The organism is Pseudomonas sp. HC1(2025) (assembly GCF_058742075.1).
In genome coordinates this window covers 5,595,910-5,612,630 of sequence record NZ_CP196017.1, presented here as the reverse complement: position 1 = coordinate 5,612,630, position 16,721 = coordinate 5,595,910, and the positions used below count along the sequence as shown (strand labels likewise).

The 16,721-nt window shown below is 60.4% G+C and carries 17 protein-coding genes; 9 read left to right on the top strand and 8 right to left on the bottom strand.

Going from position 1 to position 16,721, the window contains the following annotated elements; translation table 11 throughout:
* The first annotated feature begins 2 nt into the window (after positions 1-2).
* Positions 3-557: a DUF1120 domain-containing protein gene (locus tag ACSSVH_RS25335; RefSeq protein ID WP_178121179.1), complete on the top strand. Its 555-nt coding sequence runs from the start codon at positions 3-5 to the stop codon at positions 555-557.
* On the opposite strand, the gene ACSSVH_RS25330 is transcribed toward ACSSVH_RS25335, so the two are convergent.
* Genes ACSSVH_RS25330 through ACSSVH_RS25315 form a run of 4 tightly spaced genes read right to left on the bottom strand, consistent with a single transcriptional unit; the run spans position 529 to position 3,368 of the window.
* Positions 529-1,266 carry an amino acid ABC transporter ATP-binding protein gene (locus ACSSVH_RS25330; protein WP_169955027.1) on the bottom strand — a complete coding sequence of 246 codons (738 nt, stop codon included), beginning with the start codon at positions 1,264-1,266 and terminating at the stop codon, positions 529-531. The two genes, ACSSVH_RS25335 and ACSSVH_RS25330, sit on opposite strands and share 29 nt — an antisense overlap.
* A complete protein-coding gene (locus ACSSVH_RS25325) occupies positions 1,253-1,903 on the bottom strand; it encodes an amino acid ABC transporter permease (protein ID WP_169955026.1) in 651 nt (216 codons plus the stop codon). Before ACSSVH_RS25325 ends, ACSSVH_RS25330 begins: the two co-directional genes overlap by 14 nt.
* A complete protein-coding gene (locus ACSSVH_RS25320; protein ID WP_170042101.1) occupies positions 1,900-2,568 on the bottom strand; it encodes an amino acid ABC transporter permease in 669 nt (222 codons plus the stop codon). The genes ACSSVH_RS25325 and ACSSVH_RS25320 overlap by 4 nt, the downstream gene beginning before the upstream one ends.
* Before the next feature lie 14 nt (positions 2,569-2,582).
* Positions 2,583-3,368, bottom strand: coding sequence for a transporter substrate-binding domain-containing protein (locus tag ACSSVH_RS25315; RefSeq protein ID WP_169955024.1), 786 nt, complete (start codon positions 3,366-3,368; stop codon positions 2,583-2,585).
* A gap of 254 nt (positions 3,369-3,622) precedes the next feature.
* On the opposite strand from ACSSVH_RS25315, the gene ACSSVH_RS25310 reads away from it, so the two are divergent.
* From ACSSVH_RS25310 to ACSSVH_RS25290, 5 genes are all read left to right on the top strand, one after another.
* Positions 3,623-4,324 (top strand): FadR/GntR family transcriptional regulator, encoded by a 702-nt coding sequence (locus ACSSVH_RS25310; protein ID WP_170042103.1) that lies wholly within the window; start codon positions 3,623-3,625, stop codon positions 4,322-4,324.
* A gap of 120 nt (positions 4,325-4,444) precedes the next feature.
* Positions 4,445-4,774: a thioredoxin TrxA gene (gene trxA / locus ACSSVH_RS25305; RefSeq protein ID WP_169955022.1), complete on the top strand. Its 330-nt coding sequence runs from the start codon at positions 4,445-4,447 to the stop codon at positions 4,772-4,774.
* A gap of 232 nt (positions 4,775-5,006) precedes the next feature.
* The gene (gene rho / locus ACSSVH_RS25300; protein ID WP_003176825.1) at positions 5,007-6,266 is read left to right on the top strand and encodes a transcription termination factor Rho; all 1,260 of its coding nucleotides are present in this window, start codon (positions 5,007-5,009) and stop codon (positions 6,264-6,266) included.
* 156 nt (positions 6,267-6,422) lie between these two features.
* A complete protein-coding gene (gene ubiD, locus ACSSVH_RS25295) occupies positions 6,423-7,889 on the top strand; it encodes a 4-hydroxy-3-polyprenylbenzoate decarboxylase (RefSeq protein WP_038444369.1) in 1,467 nt (488 codons plus the stop codon).
* Complete coding sequence (locus ACSSVH_RS25290; protein WP_170057557.1) at positions 7,889-8,857, top strand: CDP-6-deoxy-delta-3,4-glucoseen reductase; 969 nt, start codon at positions 7,889-7,891, stop codon at positions 8,855-8,857. The genes ubiD and ACSSVH_RS25290 overlap by 1 nt, the downstream gene beginning before the upstream one ends.
* A gap of 203 nt (positions 8,858-9,060) precedes the next feature.
* Here ACSSVH_RS25290 and ACSSVH_RS25285 read toward each other — a convergent pair whose 3' ends face one another.
* On the bottom strand, positions 9,061-9,537 hold the full coding sequence (locus ACSSVH_RS25285; RefSeq protein ID WP_169955020.1) for a sn-glycerol-3-phosphate transporter: 477 nt from the start codon (positions 9,535-9,537) through the stop codon (positions 9,061-9,063).
* Positions 9,538-9,863: 326 nt separating this feature from the next.
* Between ACSSVH_RS25285 and ACSSVH_RS25280 the strand changes: the two genes are divergently transcribed.
* Together ACSSVH_RS25280 and ACSSVH_RS25275 are read left to right on the top strand one after the other, a co-directional pair.
* The gene (locus ACSSVH_RS25280) at positions 9,864-12,251 is read left to right on the top strand and encodes a TonB-dependent receptor plug domain-containing protein (protein WP_492633867.1); all 2,388 of its coding nucleotides are present in this window, start codon (positions 9,864-9,866) and stop codon (positions 12,249-12,251) included.
* A 26-nt stretch (positions 12,252-12,277) separates the two neighbouring features.
* Positions 12,278-12,943: a gamma-glutamylcyclotransferase gene (locus ACSSVH_RS25275; RefSeq protein WP_169955018.1), complete on the top strand. Its 666-nt coding sequence runs from the start codon at positions 12,278-12,280 to the stop codon at positions 12,941-12,943.
* Here the strand turns inward: ACSSVH_RS25275 and glpT are convergent.
* Entirely contained in the window at positions 12,927-14,264 is a 1,338-nt protein-coding gene (gene glpT, locus ACSSVH_RS25270) for a glycerol-3-phosphate transporter (RefSeq protein ID WP_057440450.1), read from the bottom strand. The two genes, ACSSVH_RS25275 and glpT, sit on opposite strands and share 17 nt — an antisense overlap.
* 288 nt (positions 14,265-14,552) lie before the next feature.
* Positions 14,553-15,533, bottom strand: a complete 981-nt coding sequence (locus ACSSVH_RS25265) for an NADPH:quinone oxidoreductase family protein (RefSeq protein WP_492633866.1) — start codon at positions 15,531-15,533, stop codon at positions 14,553-14,555.
* A gap of 149 nt (positions 15,534-15,682) precedes the next feature.
* Here ACSSVH_RS25265 and ACSSVH_RS25260 point away from each other — a divergent pair, with 149 nt between their 5' ends.
* Positions 15,683-16,090: a flagellar basal body-associated FliL family protein gene (locus tag ACSSVH_RS25260; protein WP_169955016.1), complete on the top strand. Its 408-nt coding sequence runs from the start codon at positions 15,683-15,685 to the stop codon at positions 16,088-16,090.
* Between the two features lie 62 nt (positions 16,091-16,152).
* On the opposite strand, the gene ACSSVH_RS25255 is transcribed toward ACSSVH_RS25260, so the two are convergent.
* A complete protein-coding gene (locus ACSSVH_RS25255; protein WP_432754765.1) occupies positions 16,153-16,602 on the bottom strand; it encodes a hypothetical protein in 450 nt (149 codons plus the stop codon).
* Positions 16,603-16,721: the final 119 nt, after the last annotated feature.

The following is a 16,721-nucleotide window of genomic DNA, read 5'->3' as shown; positions in this document are numbered from 1 at the left end:
CGGTGAGCAGGTTTTATCAGCGCCTGTTGTTCGTTATCGCAATATTGGCCAGTGAAGCCAGTGTCGCCAATTGCCAGTTGGTTTTAAGCCAGCCTCGCGTCGACTTTGGCATATTGCGCCACGCGCAGTGGCTCGATGGCCCCGCCAGTTCACCGTCACTGGGCAAGCGTACGGTGGTGCTGAACGTGGTGTGCATCGATCCCGTGCCCATGGCGATCCGGTTTGGCGGGTTGCCTGCGGGAGGGCGGGGGTTTCGGTTTGGTGGCGAGGGCGTCGTTACCTTGAGTATCCGGCACGCCCAGCTGGATGGCCGCCCCGTGGACCTGGCTGTCGACGGCTCGACCGGCGATCAGCTTGTGCCCGGGCAGGTGCTGATCGCCCGGGCCGCGGGCGTACCGGCGACAGGCCGGCGATTATCGGCGCAGTTGGAGGTCGACCCGTATCTGCCGGTCGATGCGTTCTCTGTGCGCAGTGAAACCACATTGGAAGGGCAGGTCCAGGTCGAGTGGGTGCCGCACGGGGCTGGCATCAGCCCGGCTGCTCCACAGAACCAATAAAGTTGGCTAGCTCAGCGGTGCGCGGTTGGGCAAACAGAACCTTCGGGTCACCAACCTCATGTACCTTGCCCTGGTGCATGAACACCAATTTGTCGCCGACTTCCCGGGCAAAACGCATCTCGTGGGTGACCATGATCAAGGTCATGCCATCCTTAGCCAGTTGGCGCACCACTGTGAGCACTTCATTGACCAACTCCGGGTCCAGCGCCGAGGTGATCTCATCGCACAGCAACACTTTGGGCGACATCGCCAGTGCCCGTGCGATGGCCACCCGCTGTTGCTGGCCGCCGGACAGACGATCCGGGAAGGCATCGAATTTTTCCCCCAGCCCGACGCGCTCCAGCATCTGTCGCGCCAGGTCCGCGGCCTTGGCCTTGGTGACTTTTTGCACGACCTGGGGCGCGAGCATGACGTTTTCGCCCACGGTCAAATGGGGGAACAGGTTGAACTGCTGGAACACCATGCCGACTTTCTGCCGCAGGCTGCGCAGGTCGGCGCGGGCCGCGTCGAGGTATTCGCCGTCGACTTCAATCACCCCATCGTTGATCGACTCCAGGCCATTGAGGGTGCGCAGCAAGGTGGATTTTCCCGAGCCACTGCGGCCGATGATCGCCACCACCTGGCCTTCCTCGACCGTCAAATCGATGCCCTTGAGCACATGGTGATCGCCGTAATACTTGTGCAGCGCGGATATTCTAAGCAGAGGCATGCAGTCTCCTTTCCAGGTAGCGGGCACTGAGGGACAAGGGGTAGCAGAGCAGGAAGTAACCGAGTGCCACCAGGCTGTAGACCATGAAGGGCTCGAAGGTGGCGTTGGCGAGCATGCTGCCGGTCTTGGTCAATTCGGTGAAGCCGATGATCGACGTCACCGCCGTGCCCTTGACCACCTGCACCGAGAAACCCACTGTCGGCGCCACGGCAATTCGCAGGGCCTGGGGCAAAATCACGTAGCGCAGTTGCTCATAAGGGTTGAGGGCCAGGCTGGCGGAGGCTTCCCACTGGCCATGGGCGATCGCGTCGACACAGCCGCGCCAGATCTCGGCCAGGTAGGCGCTGGTAAACAGGGTCAAGGCAATCGCGGCGGCCAGCCACGGCGAGATATCGATCCCCAGCAAGGCGATGCCGAAGAACACCAGGAACAACTGCATCAGCAGCGGCGTGCCCTGGAACAGTTCGATATAGGTGCGGGCAATATTGCGCGGCAGTGCCTTTTTGCTGATGCGCAGGGTCATCACCAGCAAGCCGATCAGCCCGCCGCCGATAAACGCCACCAGCGACAACAGTAGCGTCCACTGCAGGCCGGTCAGCAGGTTGCGCACGATGTCCCAGAACGAAAAATCACTCATCGGCTGTTCCTCATCACATAGCGGCGGCCGATCCAGTTGAGCAACTGGCGGATCATCAACGCCATGCACAGGTACACCAGGGTGGTCAGTGCATAGGTTTCAAACGCACGGAAATTGCGGGACTGGATAAAGTTGGCGGCAAAGCTCAACTCTTGCGTGGCGATCTGTGAGCACACCGCCGAACCGAGCATCACGATGATGATCTGGCTGCTCAGCGCCGGCCACACCTTGCCCAGCGCCGGCAGCAACACCACATGGCGGAACGCTTCAAGGCGCGTCATTGCCAGCGCCGCTGCGGCCTCCAGTTGCCCACGGGGAATCGCCTGGATCCCGGCGCGAATGATCTCCGTGGAATAAGCCCCCAGGTTGATCACCATCGCCAGCACCGCTGCCTGCCATTCGGAAATCTGCAGGCCCAGGGACGGCAAACCGAAGAAGATGAAGAACAACTGCACCAGGAATGGCGTATTGCGGATCAACTCGACATACACCCCGAAGAGCCAGCAGAACGGCTGGATTTTCCATGCCCGCACCACGGCGCCGACAATCCCCAGCGCCACCCCAAGGATGGCGCCGATAGCGGTCAGCTCCAGGGTGAACAGCGCACCGCGCAACAACAGGTCGGTATTGGCCAGCACCGGCACAAAGTCGAATTGATAGGCCATGGATCAGCTCCGCCTCACAGGTCTGCCGGCAACGGTTCTTTGAGCCACTGCATCGCGTTTTTTTCCAGGCTGCCGTCAGCCTTGGCGGCGACCAGGATCTGGTTGACCTTCTCCAGCAGCGCCGGCTCGTTTTTGTTCACGCCGACATACACCGGCGAATCCTTGAGTTTGACTTTCAACGCCGGCACCCGCTTGGGGTTGCGCGCGCTGATCGCCACCATCACCACGTTGCCACTGGCGATCAGGTCTACCTGGCCGGCGAGGTAGGCGGCGATGGTCGAGTTGTTGTCTTCAAAGCGCTTGATCGTGGCTTCCTTGGGCGCGACGGCGGTCAACTCGATATCTTCGATGGCGCCGCGGGTTACGCTGATGGTCTTGCCCTTGAGGTCGTCCAGGCTCGCGATGGCCGCGTCAGGTGGGCCAAATACCGCGAGATAGAACGGCGCGTAGGCCTTGGAGAAGTCGATGACCTTCTCGCGCTCCGGGTTCTTGCCCAGGCTGGAAATCACCAGGTCCACTTTGCCAGTGGTGAGGAACGGGATGCGATTGGTGCTGTTGACCGGGGTCAGCTCCAGCTTGACCTTGAGTTGCTCGGCCAACAGTTTGGCGGTGTCGATATCCAGGCCGCGCGGCTTCATGTCGGGGCCGACCGAGCCGAACGGCGGGAAATCCTGGGGCACCGCGACCTTGAGGGTGCCACGGGCGACGATATCGTCCAGGCCGTTGGCCTGGGCTGGCGCCTGGCTGAGCATCAGGCTGGCAAACAAGGCAGTGAGCAGGGCGCTGCAACGCTTGGTCATGGCAACTCTCCGAAAAGGGTGAAGGGATTTTCTGAGTTTGCCCAGTGCACAGCCCATGCCATGACGCCCTGAAACGGTTGCAAGGCAGGATTTAATGGGCTTGCAGCGGTCTTACTGGTCTGAACAGTCAGCCGCTGTTTCGCACCCTTTTCGAGCGCCGGCAAAACCGCGCGAGCCCCTTTGGGGCGTGGCTTGCGGGCTGCCGAGAATAGATTTACAACTAGGCCTACTGTTGACTAAAATCTCGGGTTTTTATGAATTCCATCGCCCAAGCCGTACCGGAAGCGGCCTTGCAAGCCATCCGCAAACTGATCAAGCAACAGGGCTTCGGGCCAGGTGATGCATTGCCTTCCCAGCGTGACCTGGCGCTGCAACTGGGGGTCAGTCGTGCCTCGTTGCGTGAGGCCTTGTCATCGCTCAGCGCCCTGGGGGTGGTCAGCGTGCAACCGGGCAAGGGCGTGTTCGTGCAGGCACCACCGGCGGGTGATATGGGCGGTGTGGCCTGGCCGTTTACGGCACAGGCCAGCCCGTTGGATATCTTCCAGTTGCGTTACGCCCTGGAGGGTTTTGCTGCGGGGCTGGCGGCCATGACGTTGACCACCGAGGAACTGGATGGGCTCGAAGACAATGTCCAGGCCATGCGCCGGGAGCTCAAGGCCGGTGATTTCGAGGCCGCCGCACGGCTGGACTTCGCTTTCCACCAGCGCATCCTGTTGGCCAGTGGCAATCAGGCGATGGTGAGCATCCTCAGCGCCAGCGCCGAGGTGTTCCTGGAAAGCCAGAAACTACCGTTCATCCGACCGGAGCGGGCGATGGAAACCTGGCAGGAGCACCGCAAGATCCTCCGTGCCCTGGCCCGGCGCAGCAGCGCGGCGGCGCACAAATCCATGCAGGAGCACGTGCGTAACGCGGCGCTGCGTACGGGGATCGCCCTTATCACCCCGGTAGCCTCATGACCCGGCCATATCCAAAATGATGGCGTCCCATAGCAAGAGTCAATCAGCGGCGGCTTCCTGAACGAAGGAAGGGCGGCTATGATGGGCAACGTTTTTTTTGCTTACAACCCGGAGACATCCATGAGCAGCGATCTTATCAAGCACGTCACCGACGCGACCTTTGATGCCGAAGTCCTTCAGGCCCAAGGCCCGGTGCTGGTTGACTACTGGGCTGAGTGGTGCGGCCCTTGCAAAATGATCGCCCCGGTCCTGGACGATATCGCAGCTACCTACGAAGGCAAGCTGACCATCGCCAAGCTGAACATCGACGACAACCAGGAAACCCCGGCCAAGCATGGCGTACGTGGTATCCCGACCCTGATGTTGTTCAAGAACGGCAACGTCGAGGCCACCAAGGTCGGCGCGCTGTCGAAGTCGCAACTGCAAGCTTTCCTCGACGCCAACATCTAAGCGTCGTCAAAAAGCCCCGCAAATTGCGGGGCTTTTTCGTGAAACAGGGCTAGACGCTCCCAAACTCAGGTGGTACATTCGGCCCCGCACTGGTTTCTCCACTGCCCCCTGCAAGCCGTCGCCGACGCATTCCTTTCGATTAGTACGCGATCCTGTCGCCTTCTCTGCGGCGCGGCCTCATTAAGCCAAAAGCTTAATTCCCCCCCTCTATAAATGATTACGTCATTCCTATATGAATCTGACTGAACTCAAGCAAAAGCCGATTACCGACCTGCTCCAACTGGCCGAAGAAATGGGCATAGAAAATATGGCCCGTTCGCGCAAGCAGGACGTGATTTTCTCCCTGCTGAAAAAGCACGCGAAAAGCGGCGAGGAAATCTCCGGTGATGGCGTGCTGGAGATTCTCCAGGACGGCTTCGGCTTCCTCCGCTCTGCAGACGCCTCCTATCTCGCCGGCCCAGACGATATCTACGTCTCGCCGAGCCAGATCCGTCGCTTCAACTTGCGCACCGGTGACACCATCGTTGGCAAGATCCGTCCTCCAAAGGAAGGCGAGCGTTACTTCGCCCTGCTCAAGGTCGACACGATCAACTTCGATCGTCCCGAGAACGCGAAGAACAAGATTCTCTTCGAGAACCTGACGCCGCTGTTCCCGACCGTGCGCATGAAGATGGAAGCCGGCAACGGTTCCACTGAAGACTTGACCGGTCGTGTGATCGACCTGTGCGCCCCGATCGGCAAGGGCCAGCGTGGTCTGATCGTCGCACCGCCGAAAGCCGGTAAGACCATCATGCTGCAGAACATTGCAGCGAACATCGCGCGTAACAACCCTGAAGTTCACCTGATCGTGCTGCTGATCGATGAGCGTCCGGAAGAAGTGACCGAAATGCAGCGCACCGTGCGCGGCGAAGTGGTTGCTTCGACGTTCGATGAGCCGCCAACCCGCCACGTGCAGGTTGCCGAAATGGTGATCGAGAAGGCCAAGCGCCTGGTCGAACACAAGAAGGACGTGGTGATCCTGCTCGACTCCATCACCCGTCTGGCCCGTGCCTACAACACCGTGATCCCGAGCTCCGGCAAAGTGCTCACCGGTGGTGTCGATGCCCACGCCCTGGAGAAGCCGAAACGTTTCTTCGGCGCCGCGCGTAACATCGAAGAAGGCGGCTCGCTGACCATTATCGCCACCGCGCTGGTTGAAACCGGCTCGAAGATGGACGAAGTGATCTACGAAGAGTTCAAGGGTACCGGCAACATGGAGCTGCCATTGGACCGTCGCATCGCTGAAAAGCGCGTGTTCCCGGCCATCAACATCAACCGCTCCGGCACCCGCCGCGAAGAGTTGCTGACGGCCGACGACGAACTGCAGCGCATGTGGATCCTGCGCAAGCTGCTGCACCCGATGGACGAAGTTGCCGCCATCGAGTTCCTGATCGACAAGCTGAAAACCACCAAGACCAACGACGAGTTCTTCCTGTCGATGAAGCGTAAGTAATACGACGTTTCAGGTCCGAAAGAATGGCGCCCCCAGGGGCGCCATTTTTTTTCGTGTGTTTTTTAAGCATGTTCCAAACGCAAATACGCCGCGATAAGCTGCCAGCCGCCCTCAGAGCAGGTAGGATGTACGCCTATTTTACGGGTGGCATGGTTAATGAAATTCAAGGATCTTCGGGATTTCGTGCAGCAACTTGAGCAGCGCGGAGAGTTGAAACGTATTCAGGTGCCGGTTTCCCCGGTCCTGGAAATGACTGAGATTTGCGACCGCACCCTGCGTAACAAGGGCCCGGCGCTGCTGTTCGAGAACCCCACAGGCTTTGATATCCCGGTGCTCGGCAATCTGTTCGGCACGCCCGATCGGGTGGCGTTCGGCATGGGTGCCGAGTCGGTCAGCGAACTGCGCGAGATCGGCAAGCTGCTGGCGTTCCTCAAGGAGCCCGAGCCGCCCAAGGGCCTCAAGGATGCCTGGTCGAAGCTGCCGATCTTCCGCAAGATCATTGCCATGGCGCCCAAAGTGGTCAAGGACGCGGTGTGCCAGGAGGTGGTCATCGAAGGCGATGATGTCGACCTGGCGATGCTCCCGGTGCAGACCTGCTGGCCCGGCGACGTCGGCCCGCTGATCACTTGGGGCCTGACCGTCACCAAGGGCCCGAACAAAGACCGCCAGAACCTCGGTATCTATCGCCAGCAAGTGATCGGCCGCAACAAGGTGATCATGCGTTGGCTGAGCCACCGTGGCGGCGCGCTGGACTTTCGTGAGTGGTGCGAGAAGCATCCCGGCCAGCCGTTCCCGGTGTCTGTCGCCCTGGGCGCCGACCCGGCCACCATCCTCGGAGCCGTGACGCCGGTGCCGGACAGCCTGTCCGAATACGCCTTTGCCGGCCTGTTGCGCGGCAACCGCACTGAGCTGGTGAAGTGCCGTGGCAACGACCTGCAAGTGCCGGCCACCGCCGAAATCATCCTCGAAGGCGTGATTCATCCGGGCGAGATGGCCGATGAAGGCCCCTATGGCGACCACACCGGCTACTACAACGAAGTCGATAGCTTCCCGGTGTTCACCGTCGAGCGCATTACCCACCGGATCAAGCCGATCTACCACAGCACGTACACCGGCCGCCCGCCTGATGAGCCGGCGATCCTGGGTGTGGCGCTGAACGAAGTGTTCGTGCCGATCCTGCAGAAGCAGTTCCCGGAAATCACCGACTTCTACCTGCCGCCGGAAGGCTGCTCGTACCGCATGGCCATTGTGACCATGAAGAAGTCCTACCCGGGCCACGCCAAGCGCGTCATGCTCGGTGTGTGGTCGTTTTTGCGACAGTTCATGTACACCAAGTTCGTTATTGTCACCGATGACGACATCAATGCCCGGGACTGGAACGATGTGATCTGGGCCATCACCACGCGCATGGACCCCAAGCGCGACACAGTGATGATCGATAACACGCCGATCGACTACCTCGACTTCGCCTCGCCGGTGTCGGGCCTGGGCTCGAAGATGGGCCTGGATGCCACCCACAAGTGGCCGGGTGAAACCACCCGCGAGTGGGGCCGGGTGATCGTCAAGGATGAAGCCGTGACGGCGCGTGTCGATGCGATGTGGAAAGAATTGGGAATAGATTGATGCGTGTAACCCTGCAACCTTCCGGTGCGGTCCTCGACTTGCAGCCGGGCGAGCGGATTCTTGAAGGTGCGCGGCGCTTGGGCTACGAATGCCCGCAGGCGTGCCGCAATGGCGTGTGCCACGTGTGCGCGGCCCTGTTGGTCGAGGGCCGGGTGCAGCAGGCCGGCGAGGTGCGCGATCATGGCGAGTTCTACACCTGCATCGCCGAGCCGCTGGAAGATTGCATCGTGCTATGGGATGGCGTGTTGGCGCCGGGGGAGTTGCCGGTGCGCAAGCTTGCCTGCCAGTTGAGCGAGTGCGTGGACCTGGGTGGCGATGTGTGGCGCGTGCGCCTGCGTGCGCCGGCCGGCAAGGCGCTGCGCTACCACGCTGGCCAGTACCTGATGATCGAGCGCGAAAACGGCGAGAAATCGGCGTTTTCCCTGGCGTCGGCGCCCCATGCCGGGCGCGAGCTGGAGCTACATGTGCTGGTGCGCGAAGACAGTGCCCGCAGCCTGATCGAGCAGTTGCAGCGCAACCAGATGGCGCGGGTCGAGCTGCCGTTTGGCGATACCCACCTGGCCGAGCTGCCCGACGGGCCGCTGGTGCTGATCGCGGCCGGCACCGGCATGGCGCAGATGCACAGCCTGATCGAGCACTGCCGGGCGAGCGGTTTCAAGCACCCGGTGCATCTGTACTGGGGCGTGCGCCGTCCCGAAGATTTCTACCAGGTCGAACACTGGGAGCAGTGGCAGCAATTGCCCAACTTGTTCCTGCACAAAGTGGTCAGCGACCTGTGCGGTTGGGAAGGGCGTTGTGGCTTGTTGCATGAGGCGGTGTGCGAAGACATAACCGACCTCAAGGCTGTGCATGTCTACGCCAGCGGTTCGCCGGCGATGATCTATGGCACGCTGGATGCGCTGGTCAACGCGGGCATGGATGCACATCAGATGCGCGCCGACGTATTTGCCTACGCCCCTCGCGCCTGAGGCGCCGATCAAACTGTGGGAGCGGGCTTGCCCGCGATAGTGGTGTATCAGTCACCGATGATATTGACTGAACCAACGCTATCGCGGGCAAGCCCGCTCCCACAGGGGATCTGCGCATGGCAGGGAATTTTGGTACCGCCACAAATCAAATATGGGGGCGGGCAAGCTCCCACATTGGATTGTGTCTACTCAGGTGCGCGGCCTCAGAAGCGCACGCCCGTGGTTACCATCGCCGCATTGAACCCCAGCAGCACAAGCTCTGCCGCCACCGGCCCATAGTGCGCGCCTACCGACGGAATGATCACTGGTGCCACGCCGTAGCGGTTCAGCGGGATCTTGTCGCGGTATTTGCCGCGATAGCCCTGGATCGCCCCGCCGGTCAGCTTCAGGTACACCGGATAGTTGGCCATGTCATAGCGCTTGCCCGCATAGGCGTAATACGAGCGCTGGCGAAACGAGTTGCGAAAGGTCGCACCGCCATACACCCAGCCCGAAGCGTCATTGCGCTCCAGGCCGATCAGGTCCTGGTGGTTGTTGTGCTCGGGGTCCGGCGCAAAGTGCCGGGTGTAGACGCTGGTCTGGGCGTACCAGAAGCCTTTGTCGTCGTTGGCGGGTGTTTCGGCGGCCAGGGCGGTGGTGGCCTGCGCCAGGAGCAGCAGGCCAGAAAGTCGGTTTTTCATGGGGCGACCTCGATAGTCGGTTAATGCGCGGCTAAGTGGGGTCGTGACGCGGGCCTATCTTGAGGCCAGGCCGCCCGTAAAGGCTGAACCGGTGCTGAAACAACGACGTTTACCGGGGCAATCCTGACGAATGGGGCCCATTGCTTATGCTTTCTCTTATTCTTAAAAGATATTTATTCGTCAAGATAAATATCATTAAGCTATATGTCATCGGGCCACCGACTTTCTGCCAATAACCAGTAAATGACCGCCACCGTCCGCCACACGGATCGATCGTATGAACTCAGGGCATTGAAGTTCTGACTTTTGATTGCAAGGGGAGCGGTATGGGGAGCTACAACAAACACGCGCTGTACACGGCGATTTTGTCAGCCAATTTGCTGACCGCCGTGGGATTCAATCCAGTGATCGCCGCTGAAACGACGACTGCGGACGCACCAAAACTCGACACGGTGATCGTCACCGGCACTCGTGCCCAAGAACGCACGGCCAGCGCCTCACTGTCACCGATTGATGTTATTTCCGGCGAAAGTCTGCGCAGTACCGGCTCCGATGAGCTGGGTGCTGTACTGGCGCGGCTGATTCCTTCCATCAACTTCCCACGCCCCAGCCTGGTGGACGGCGCCGAACTGGTGCGCCCGGCGCAACTGCGCGGCCTGTCGCCGGATCAGGTGCTGGTGCTGGTCAATGGCAAGCGGCGCCACACCAGTGCCTTCGTCAACCTGGGCGGGGCGGTCGGTCGCGGTTCGGCCCCGGCAGACTTGAATGCCATCCCGCTGTCGGCGGTCGACCATATCGAAGTGCTGCGCGATGGCGCGTCGGCCCGCTACGGCTCTGACGCGATTGCCGGGGTAATCAACGTGATCCTCAAGCAGACCGACCATGGAGGCGCGGTTTCCAGCAAGTTCGGGCAATACAAGAAAGGCGACGGGATCCAGCGCAACATCAGCGGCAATACCGGCCTGGCAGTGGGCGAGAATGGGTTTATCAACCTCTCCGCCGAAGGCGCCGACAATGACTACACCAATCGCGCCGGCCACGATTACCGCCCGGCCAGCGTCGGCTCTACCACGTACGGCCAGCGGGTGTTCCGCCAGGGCGAACCCTCGACCAACGAAGGCAAGCTGTGGTTGAACGCCGGCTATGCCTTCAACGATGCTGCCGAGTTCTACACCTTTGGTGGCTACAGTAAGCGGCGCGGCGAGACGGCGGCGTTTTACCGGGCGAGCAATGCGTCCAACAACATCCCGGCGCTCAACCCCAATGGCTACCTGCCGCTGATCCGTGGCAACCTCGAAGACACCTCGCTGGTGGCCGGCCTGCGTGGGCAGTTGGCGTATGACTGGCACTACGACCTGTCGGCCAACTACGGCAAGAACCAGTACGAACTGCGCACCGAAACCATCAACACCTCCCTGGGCCTGGCGACGCCGCGCAAGTTCGACAACGGCACCCTGAGCAACGAACAGAAGCAGCTCAGCCTGGACCTGTCCCGGGAGTTCGACCTTGGTTGGTTGCCGTACCCGGTGTCGGTGGCCTTCGGTGGTGAGTACCTGCACCAGGGCTATGAGATTGAAGCCGGTGAGCCGGCGTCCTACTACCAGACCGGCAGTTCGGGCCTCGGCGGTTTCCGTGATGCCGACGCCGGCAGCACCTCGCGCCACGACTGGGCGCAATACCTGGACCTGGAAACCAATTTCACCGAGAAGCTCGGGGTTTCGGCGGCGGTGCGCCATGAGGACTACAGCGACTTTGGCTCCAACGTCAGCGGCTCGCTGTCGGCACGCTATGACTTCACCCCGCAGGTGGCCCTGCGCGGCAGCATTTCCAATGGCTTTCGCGCACCGTCCCTGGCCCAGCAGAACTTTGCCTACACCTCGTCGCAGTTGATCGGCAACACTATCCAGGAAGCCGGCACGTTCCCGGCCACCAGCCAGGTCGCCCGCCTGCTCGGCGCCGAAGACCTCAAGGCCGAAAAGTCGCGCAACTACAGCCTGGGCCTGGTGCTGGAGCCCGCGGATAACCTGACGGTGACGGTCGACGTGTACCGTATCGATATCCGCGACCGTATCAGCCTGTCGTCCAACCTCGCGCTCAACGCTGCGACTCGCGCTTATCTGCAGGCCAACGGTGTCGGCAACATCGACTACACCACCGCCCGTTACTTCACCAATGCCACCGACACCAGCACCGATGGTGTCGACCTGGTGGCCAACTACCGCTACCAACTGGATAACGGCATCCGCTGGAACAGCACTGTGGGCTACAACTACAACCACACCAAGGTCACGGACGTGAAGGCCAACCCGGCCATTCTCGATAGCCTGGGCGCCAACCTGGTGCGGGTCGACCGGCGCGAGCGCATCGGCTTGCTGGGCGACACCACGCCCCAGCACAAGTTGAGCCTGGCCAACGATTTCACCTTCGGCAACTGGGCGCTGCACAGCAACCTGGTGCGTTATGGCGAATTCACCAGCTACCAGGCAGACAAGGTCAACGACCAGACCTTCAAGGCCGCCTGGGTGCTGGACCTGTCGGCTGACTACAAATTGCACAACTGGACCTTCACCGTGGGCGGCGACAACGTGACCGACAAATACCCGGAAAAGCTCAATGCCTACGCCAGCAGTGGCGGCAACCTGGCCTATAGCACTTTTTCGCCTTACGGTTACAGCGGCGCGTTCTATTACGGTAAAGTCGCCTATAACTGGTAATGCACAGGAGACCTAAGCGATCTGCCATGACCGTTATTGAATCCGAACGTCTGCAATTGGCTTACCCACCGCGGCTCGATCTGGGGCCGCAACTCACTCACGAACAATTGATGAGCTCGATGCAAGCCACCATGGGCCTGCACAAGGGTGGGCCGGTCTGGCTGTTTGCGTATGGCTCGCTGATCTGGCGTCCCGAGTGTTCGGCAACCCAGCGCCTGCGCGCCCGGGTCCATGGGTATCACCGGGGCCTGTACCTGTGGTCCCACGAGCACCGGGGCACGCCGGAATTACCGGGGCTGGTGTTTGGCCTGGATCGTGGTGGCTCGTGCAGCGGCTTTGCCTACCGCCTGCCGGAGGATCAACTGGAGGCCTCGCTCTATGCCTTGTGGCAGCGCGAGATGCCTTACCCATCGTATCGGCCACATTGGCTCAGTTGCCGGCTTGAAGACGGCAGCCAGGTGCAGGCGTTGGGTTTTGTGCTGGAGCGGCACCTGCCCAGCTACGCCGGCAACTTGCCCGACAGCGTGCTGAACCAGGTATTTGAAAGCGCTTGCGGGCGTTACGGCACCACTCGCGATTATGTCGAGCAGACCGTCAACGCCCTGCGTAGCCACGCCATGCCAGATAAAAATCTGGAGGCGCGGCTCAAGCGATGTGCCAAAGGCGTCGCGGCGATTAACGCGCCGAGCTGACGCTATTGGTGTGCCACAGGGTTGGGATCAGGAACGCGATGGCCAGCAGGCACGCGCCGATCAGCAGCACAAAGCCGCCGTCCCAGCCGAAGTGGTCCACGGTGTAGCCCATGGCCGCACTGGCCGCTACCGAACCGCCCAGGTAACCGAACAGGCCGGTAAAGCCTGCCGCCGTACCAGCGGCTTTCTTCGGCGCCAGCTCCAGCGCCTGCAGGCCGATCAACATCACCGGGCCGTAGATCAAAAAGCCAATGGAGAACAGCGCGATCATGTCGACCATCGGGTTGCCTGGCGGGTTGAGCCAGTACACCAGGGTCGCCACGGTCACCAGGGCCATGAACACAATGCCGGTCAGGCCACGGTTGCCACGGAAGATCTTGTCCGACATCCAGCCGCACAGCAGCGTGCCGGGAATCCCCGCCCATTCGTAGAAGAAGTACGCCCACGACGATTTGTCGACGGTGAAGTGCTTGGCTTCCTTGAGGTAGGTCGGTGCCCAGTCCAGCACGCCATAGCGCAGCAGGTAGACGAACACGTTGGCGAAGGCGATGTACCAGAGCATTTTGTTGCGCAGCACGTACTTGACGAAGATTTCCTTGGCGCTGAATTCGTCTTCGTGGCTGGCGTCGTAGCCTTCCGGGTAGTCGTTCTTGTACTTCTCGATAGGCGGCAGGCCCACCGACTGCGGGGTGTCGCGCATGGTGATGAAGGCAAACGCCGCCACTGCCAAGGCTACGGTGGCCGGCACGTAGAACGCTGCGTGCCAGTCGTTGAACCAGGCCATGCCCAACAGGAACAGCGGGCCGATCAGGCCGCCGCCGACGTTATGCGCCACGTTCCATACCGACACCACGCCGCCGCGTTCTTTCTGCGACCACCAGTGCACCATGGTCCGCCCGCTTGGCGGCCAGCCCATGCCCTGGGCCCAGCCGTTGATGAACAGCAAAATGAACATCATGGTCACGCTGGAGGTTGCCCAAGGCGCGAAACCGAAAATGAACATCACCCCGGCCGATACCAGCAGGCCAAACGGCAGGAAATAGCGCGGGTTGGAGCGGTCGGACACCAGGCCCATGAGGAACTTGGACAGGCCGTAGGCAATGGCGATTGCCGACATGGCCAAGCCCAGTTGACCACGGGTGTAACCCTCGTCGATCAGGTACGGCATGGCCAGGGAGAAGTTTTTGCGCAGCAGGTAGTAACCCGCGTAGCCAAAGAAAATACCGGCGAAGATCTGCCAGCGCAGTCGTCGGTAGGTACTGTCGATCTTTTCTTCAGGCAGGGGTGCCTGGTGTGGGGCAGGACGAAAGAAAGCAAACATTCAAGAGCTCCAAATTTCTTGTTTTGACTGCGGATGCGAATGTTACAGTTTCGTTACCGAAAATAGCATCGCCTCTTATCCGCAAACACAGGAAACCGGAGTAATTGCATGTTCTTTTACGAACATGTCGCCAATAGACAAGTATGGGTCGTAACCAGATTCTTCAGAACACCGCAGACCCACTGTAGGAGCTGGCTTGCCTGCGCTAGCGGTGGATCAGTTACCAACGATGTAGCTGGCCCACCGCTATCGCAGGCAAGCCAGCTCCTACATTGATTGCATTTCAAATCACTGGCGGACCTGCACGACCACCTTGCCCACCGCCTTGCGCTGCCCCAGGTCATTGATCGCCTGCGCCGCGTTATCCAGCGGATACACCTGCGACACCAGCGGCTTCAACTTGCCCTGCGCATACCAACTGAACAACTGCTGGAAATTCGCCGCGTTATCCTGCGGCTGGCGCTGGGCGAACGAGCCCCAGAACACCCCGAGCACCGCCGCGCCCTTGAGCAGCGCCAGGTTCACCGGTAGTTCAGGGATGCGCCCGCTGGCAAACCCCACCACCAGCAGGCGGCCGTTCCAGGCAATGGCGCGGATGGCCTGGTCAAACAGATCGCCACCCACCGGGTCGTAGATCACGTCGGCGCCGTTGCCATCGGTCAGGCGTTTGATTTCATCCTTGAGGTTGCTTTCGCTGTAGTTGATCAACTCATCGGCCCCGGCAGCCTTGGCCACGGCCAGCTTGTCGGCGCTGCTGGCGGCGGCGATCACCCGGGCACCCATGGCCTTGCCGATTTCCACGGCGGCCAGTCCGACGCCACCGGACGCGCCCAGTACCAGCAGGGTCTCGCCAGCGGCCAGATGGCCACGCTGGGTGAGGGCGTGCATCGAAGTGCCGTAGGTCATGCTGAAGGCAGCGGCGGTATTGAAATCCATGCTCGGTGGGATCGGCAGCACGTTATAGCCCGGCACCGCGACCTGCTCGGCAAAGCTGCCCCACCCGGTCAACGCCATGACCCGGTCGCCGACCTTGAGGTGGCTGACCTTTTCCCCGACCTCGCTGACCACACCTGCCGCTTCGCCACCCGGCGAGAACGGGAAGGGTGGCTTGAACTGGTACTTGCCCTCGATGATCAGCGTGTCCGGGAAATTCACCCCGGCGGCGTGCACATCCAGCAGGATCTCGTTCTTCTTGATCGCCGGGCTTTCGACGTCTTCCAACACCAGGGTTTCGGCAGGGCCGAAGGCTTTGCACAGCACGGCTTTCATCGGACTATTCCTTTTGGCGTATTGGCCGATAAGTGTAGGTGGGTAAGGTCACGGGTCAACGAGCATGCCCCGGCCTGATAAGTCGCCATAAGCTTGTGCTCTGCCTTGCTAGCGTTATGCTACTGGCCACCGAATATGAGGAATGAACTGTGAAAGCGTGGATCCTGTTGATGCTGGCCCTGACGTTGCCGATGGCAGCCCATGCCGAAGAAGCCAAGGAAGGCGAAGCGCCCAAGGTCAGCTATTACAGCCTGACGCCGCCTTTTGTCGGCAACTACGCCCTGGATGGCGGCCCGAAACTGCGGGTATACAAGGCCGATGTGGCCCTGCGCGTGACCGGCCCGGAAGCGGCGGCGGCGATCAAGGCCAATGAGCCGCTGATTCGCAATCAACTGGTGGCGTTGTTTACCCAGCAGACAGTCGAGAGCATGGGCAGTGTCGAGGGCAAGGAGAAGTTGCGCCAGGAAGCGCTGAAGCAGGCTCAGCAAGTGATGAACGATGAGACGGGCAAGCCGGTGGTTGAGGATTTGTTGTTTAACAACCTGATCATTCAATAGCTCCGAGTGGGGGAGCTTTTGATGGTTTAAAAAACCAGCAACTAAGTTGCTGGTTGTAATAGTTAGTACACAGTGAGCTTCAGTGTTTTTCTATCTGTTCTCCATACTCCCTCGGGGGGCGCGTCGAAGATAAAGTAGAAAGTGAAAAATAGTGCTGTGTTGGCTGTTTGGTAGCTCATTGATGAACCCCAAGAGTGCCATTGGCCATCTTGTGGAGGGTTGACTGACAATGTGGGGCCGATGGGGCCCTCGGTGTCTCTGGTGATTTCGAAGCGGGGGTTTTTACCCGTTACCGCAGTACGCTCGAATAGATATCTGAGCGCAGTTATCGTGTAGACATTACTTCTCCAGGTGTATTCAACCTCTATCGCTCCTTTATATCCATGCAATGAATACTCCCCTGTAACTGTTGTTTTTCCGTTGGGGTTATTCGAGTCGATCTTAATCTCTATGACCTCTGGGGTGGCAGCGTCGCTGGAGCCACTGTTATCCGAATCTGATTTATTGACCATTTTCGCTCTCCCGGGGTGCTACGGCGATAAGTTCGTGGTTGGCTGTTCAAGCTAACAAGGGGAGAGGAATGCCGGCTACTGTCATAAATGACAGTTTTTTATTTTGTTTTTTAATAGGC

Excerpts from the sequence above, each read along its gene's own strand:
- ACSSVH_RS25325 (WP_169955026.1), bottom strand. The coding sequence starts at position 1,903 with ATGAGTGATTTTTCGTTCTGGGACATCGTGCGCAACCTGCTGACCGGC.
- glpT (WP_057440450.1), bottom strand. The coding sequence starts at position 14,264 with ATGTTTGCTTTCTTTCGTCCTGCCCCACACCAGGCACCCCTGCCTGAA.
- ACSSVH_RS25330 (WP_169955027.1), bottom strand. The coding sequence starts at position 1,266 with ATGCCTCTGCTTAGAATATCCGCGCTGCACAAGTATTACGGCGATCAC.
- ACSSVH_RS25255 (WP_432754765.1), bottom strand. The coding sequence starts at position 16,602 with ATGGTCAATAAATCAGATTCGGATAACAGTGGCTCCAGCGACGCTGCC.
- ACSSVH_RS25315 (WP_169955024.1), bottom strand. The coding sequence starts at position 3,368 with ATGACCAAGCGTTGCAGCGCCCTGCTCACTGCCTTGTTTGCCAGCCTG.
- trxA (WP_169955022.1), top strand. The coding sequence starts at position 4,445 with ATGAGCAGCGATCTTATCAAGCACGTCACCGACGCGACCTTTGATGCC.
- ACSSVH_RS25265 (WP_492633866.1), bottom strand. The coding sequence starts at position 15,533 with ATGAAAGCCGTGCTGTGCAAAGCCTTCGGCCCTGCCGAAACCCTGGTG.
- ubiD (WP_038444369.1), top strand. The coding sequence starts at position 6,423 with ATGAAATTCAAGGATCTTCGGGATTTCGTGCAGCAACTTGAGCAGCGC.
- ACSSVH_RS25310 (WP_170042103.1), top strand. The coding sequence starts at position 3,623 with ATGAATTCCATCGCCCAAGCCGTACCGGAAGCGGCCTTGCAAGCCATC.
- ACSSVH_RS25320 (WP_170042101.1), bottom strand. The coding sequence starts at position 2,568 with ATGGCCTATCAATTCGACTTTGTGCCGGTGCTGGCCAATACCGACCTG.
- rho (WP_003176825.1), top strand. The coding sequence starts at position 5,007 with ATGAATCTGACTGAACTCAAGCAAAAGCCGATTACCGACCTGCTCCAA.
- ACSSVH_RS25290 (WP_170057557.1), top strand. The coding sequence starts at position 7,889 with ATGCGTGTAACCCTGCAACCTTCCGGTGCGGTCCTCGACTTGCAGCCG.
- ACSSVH_RS25275 (WP_169955018.1), top strand. The coding sequence starts at position 12,278 with ATGACCGTTATTGAATCCGAACGTCTGCAATTGGCTTACCCACCGCGG.
- ACSSVH_RS25280 (WP_492633867.1), top strand. The coding sequence starts at position 9,864 with ATGGGGAGCTACAACAAACACGCGCTGTACACGGCGATTTTGTCAGCC.
- ACSSVH_RS25285 (WP_169955020.1), bottom strand. The coding sequence starts at position 9,537 with ATGAAAAACCGACTTTCTGGCCTGCTGCTCCTGGCGCAGGCCACCACC.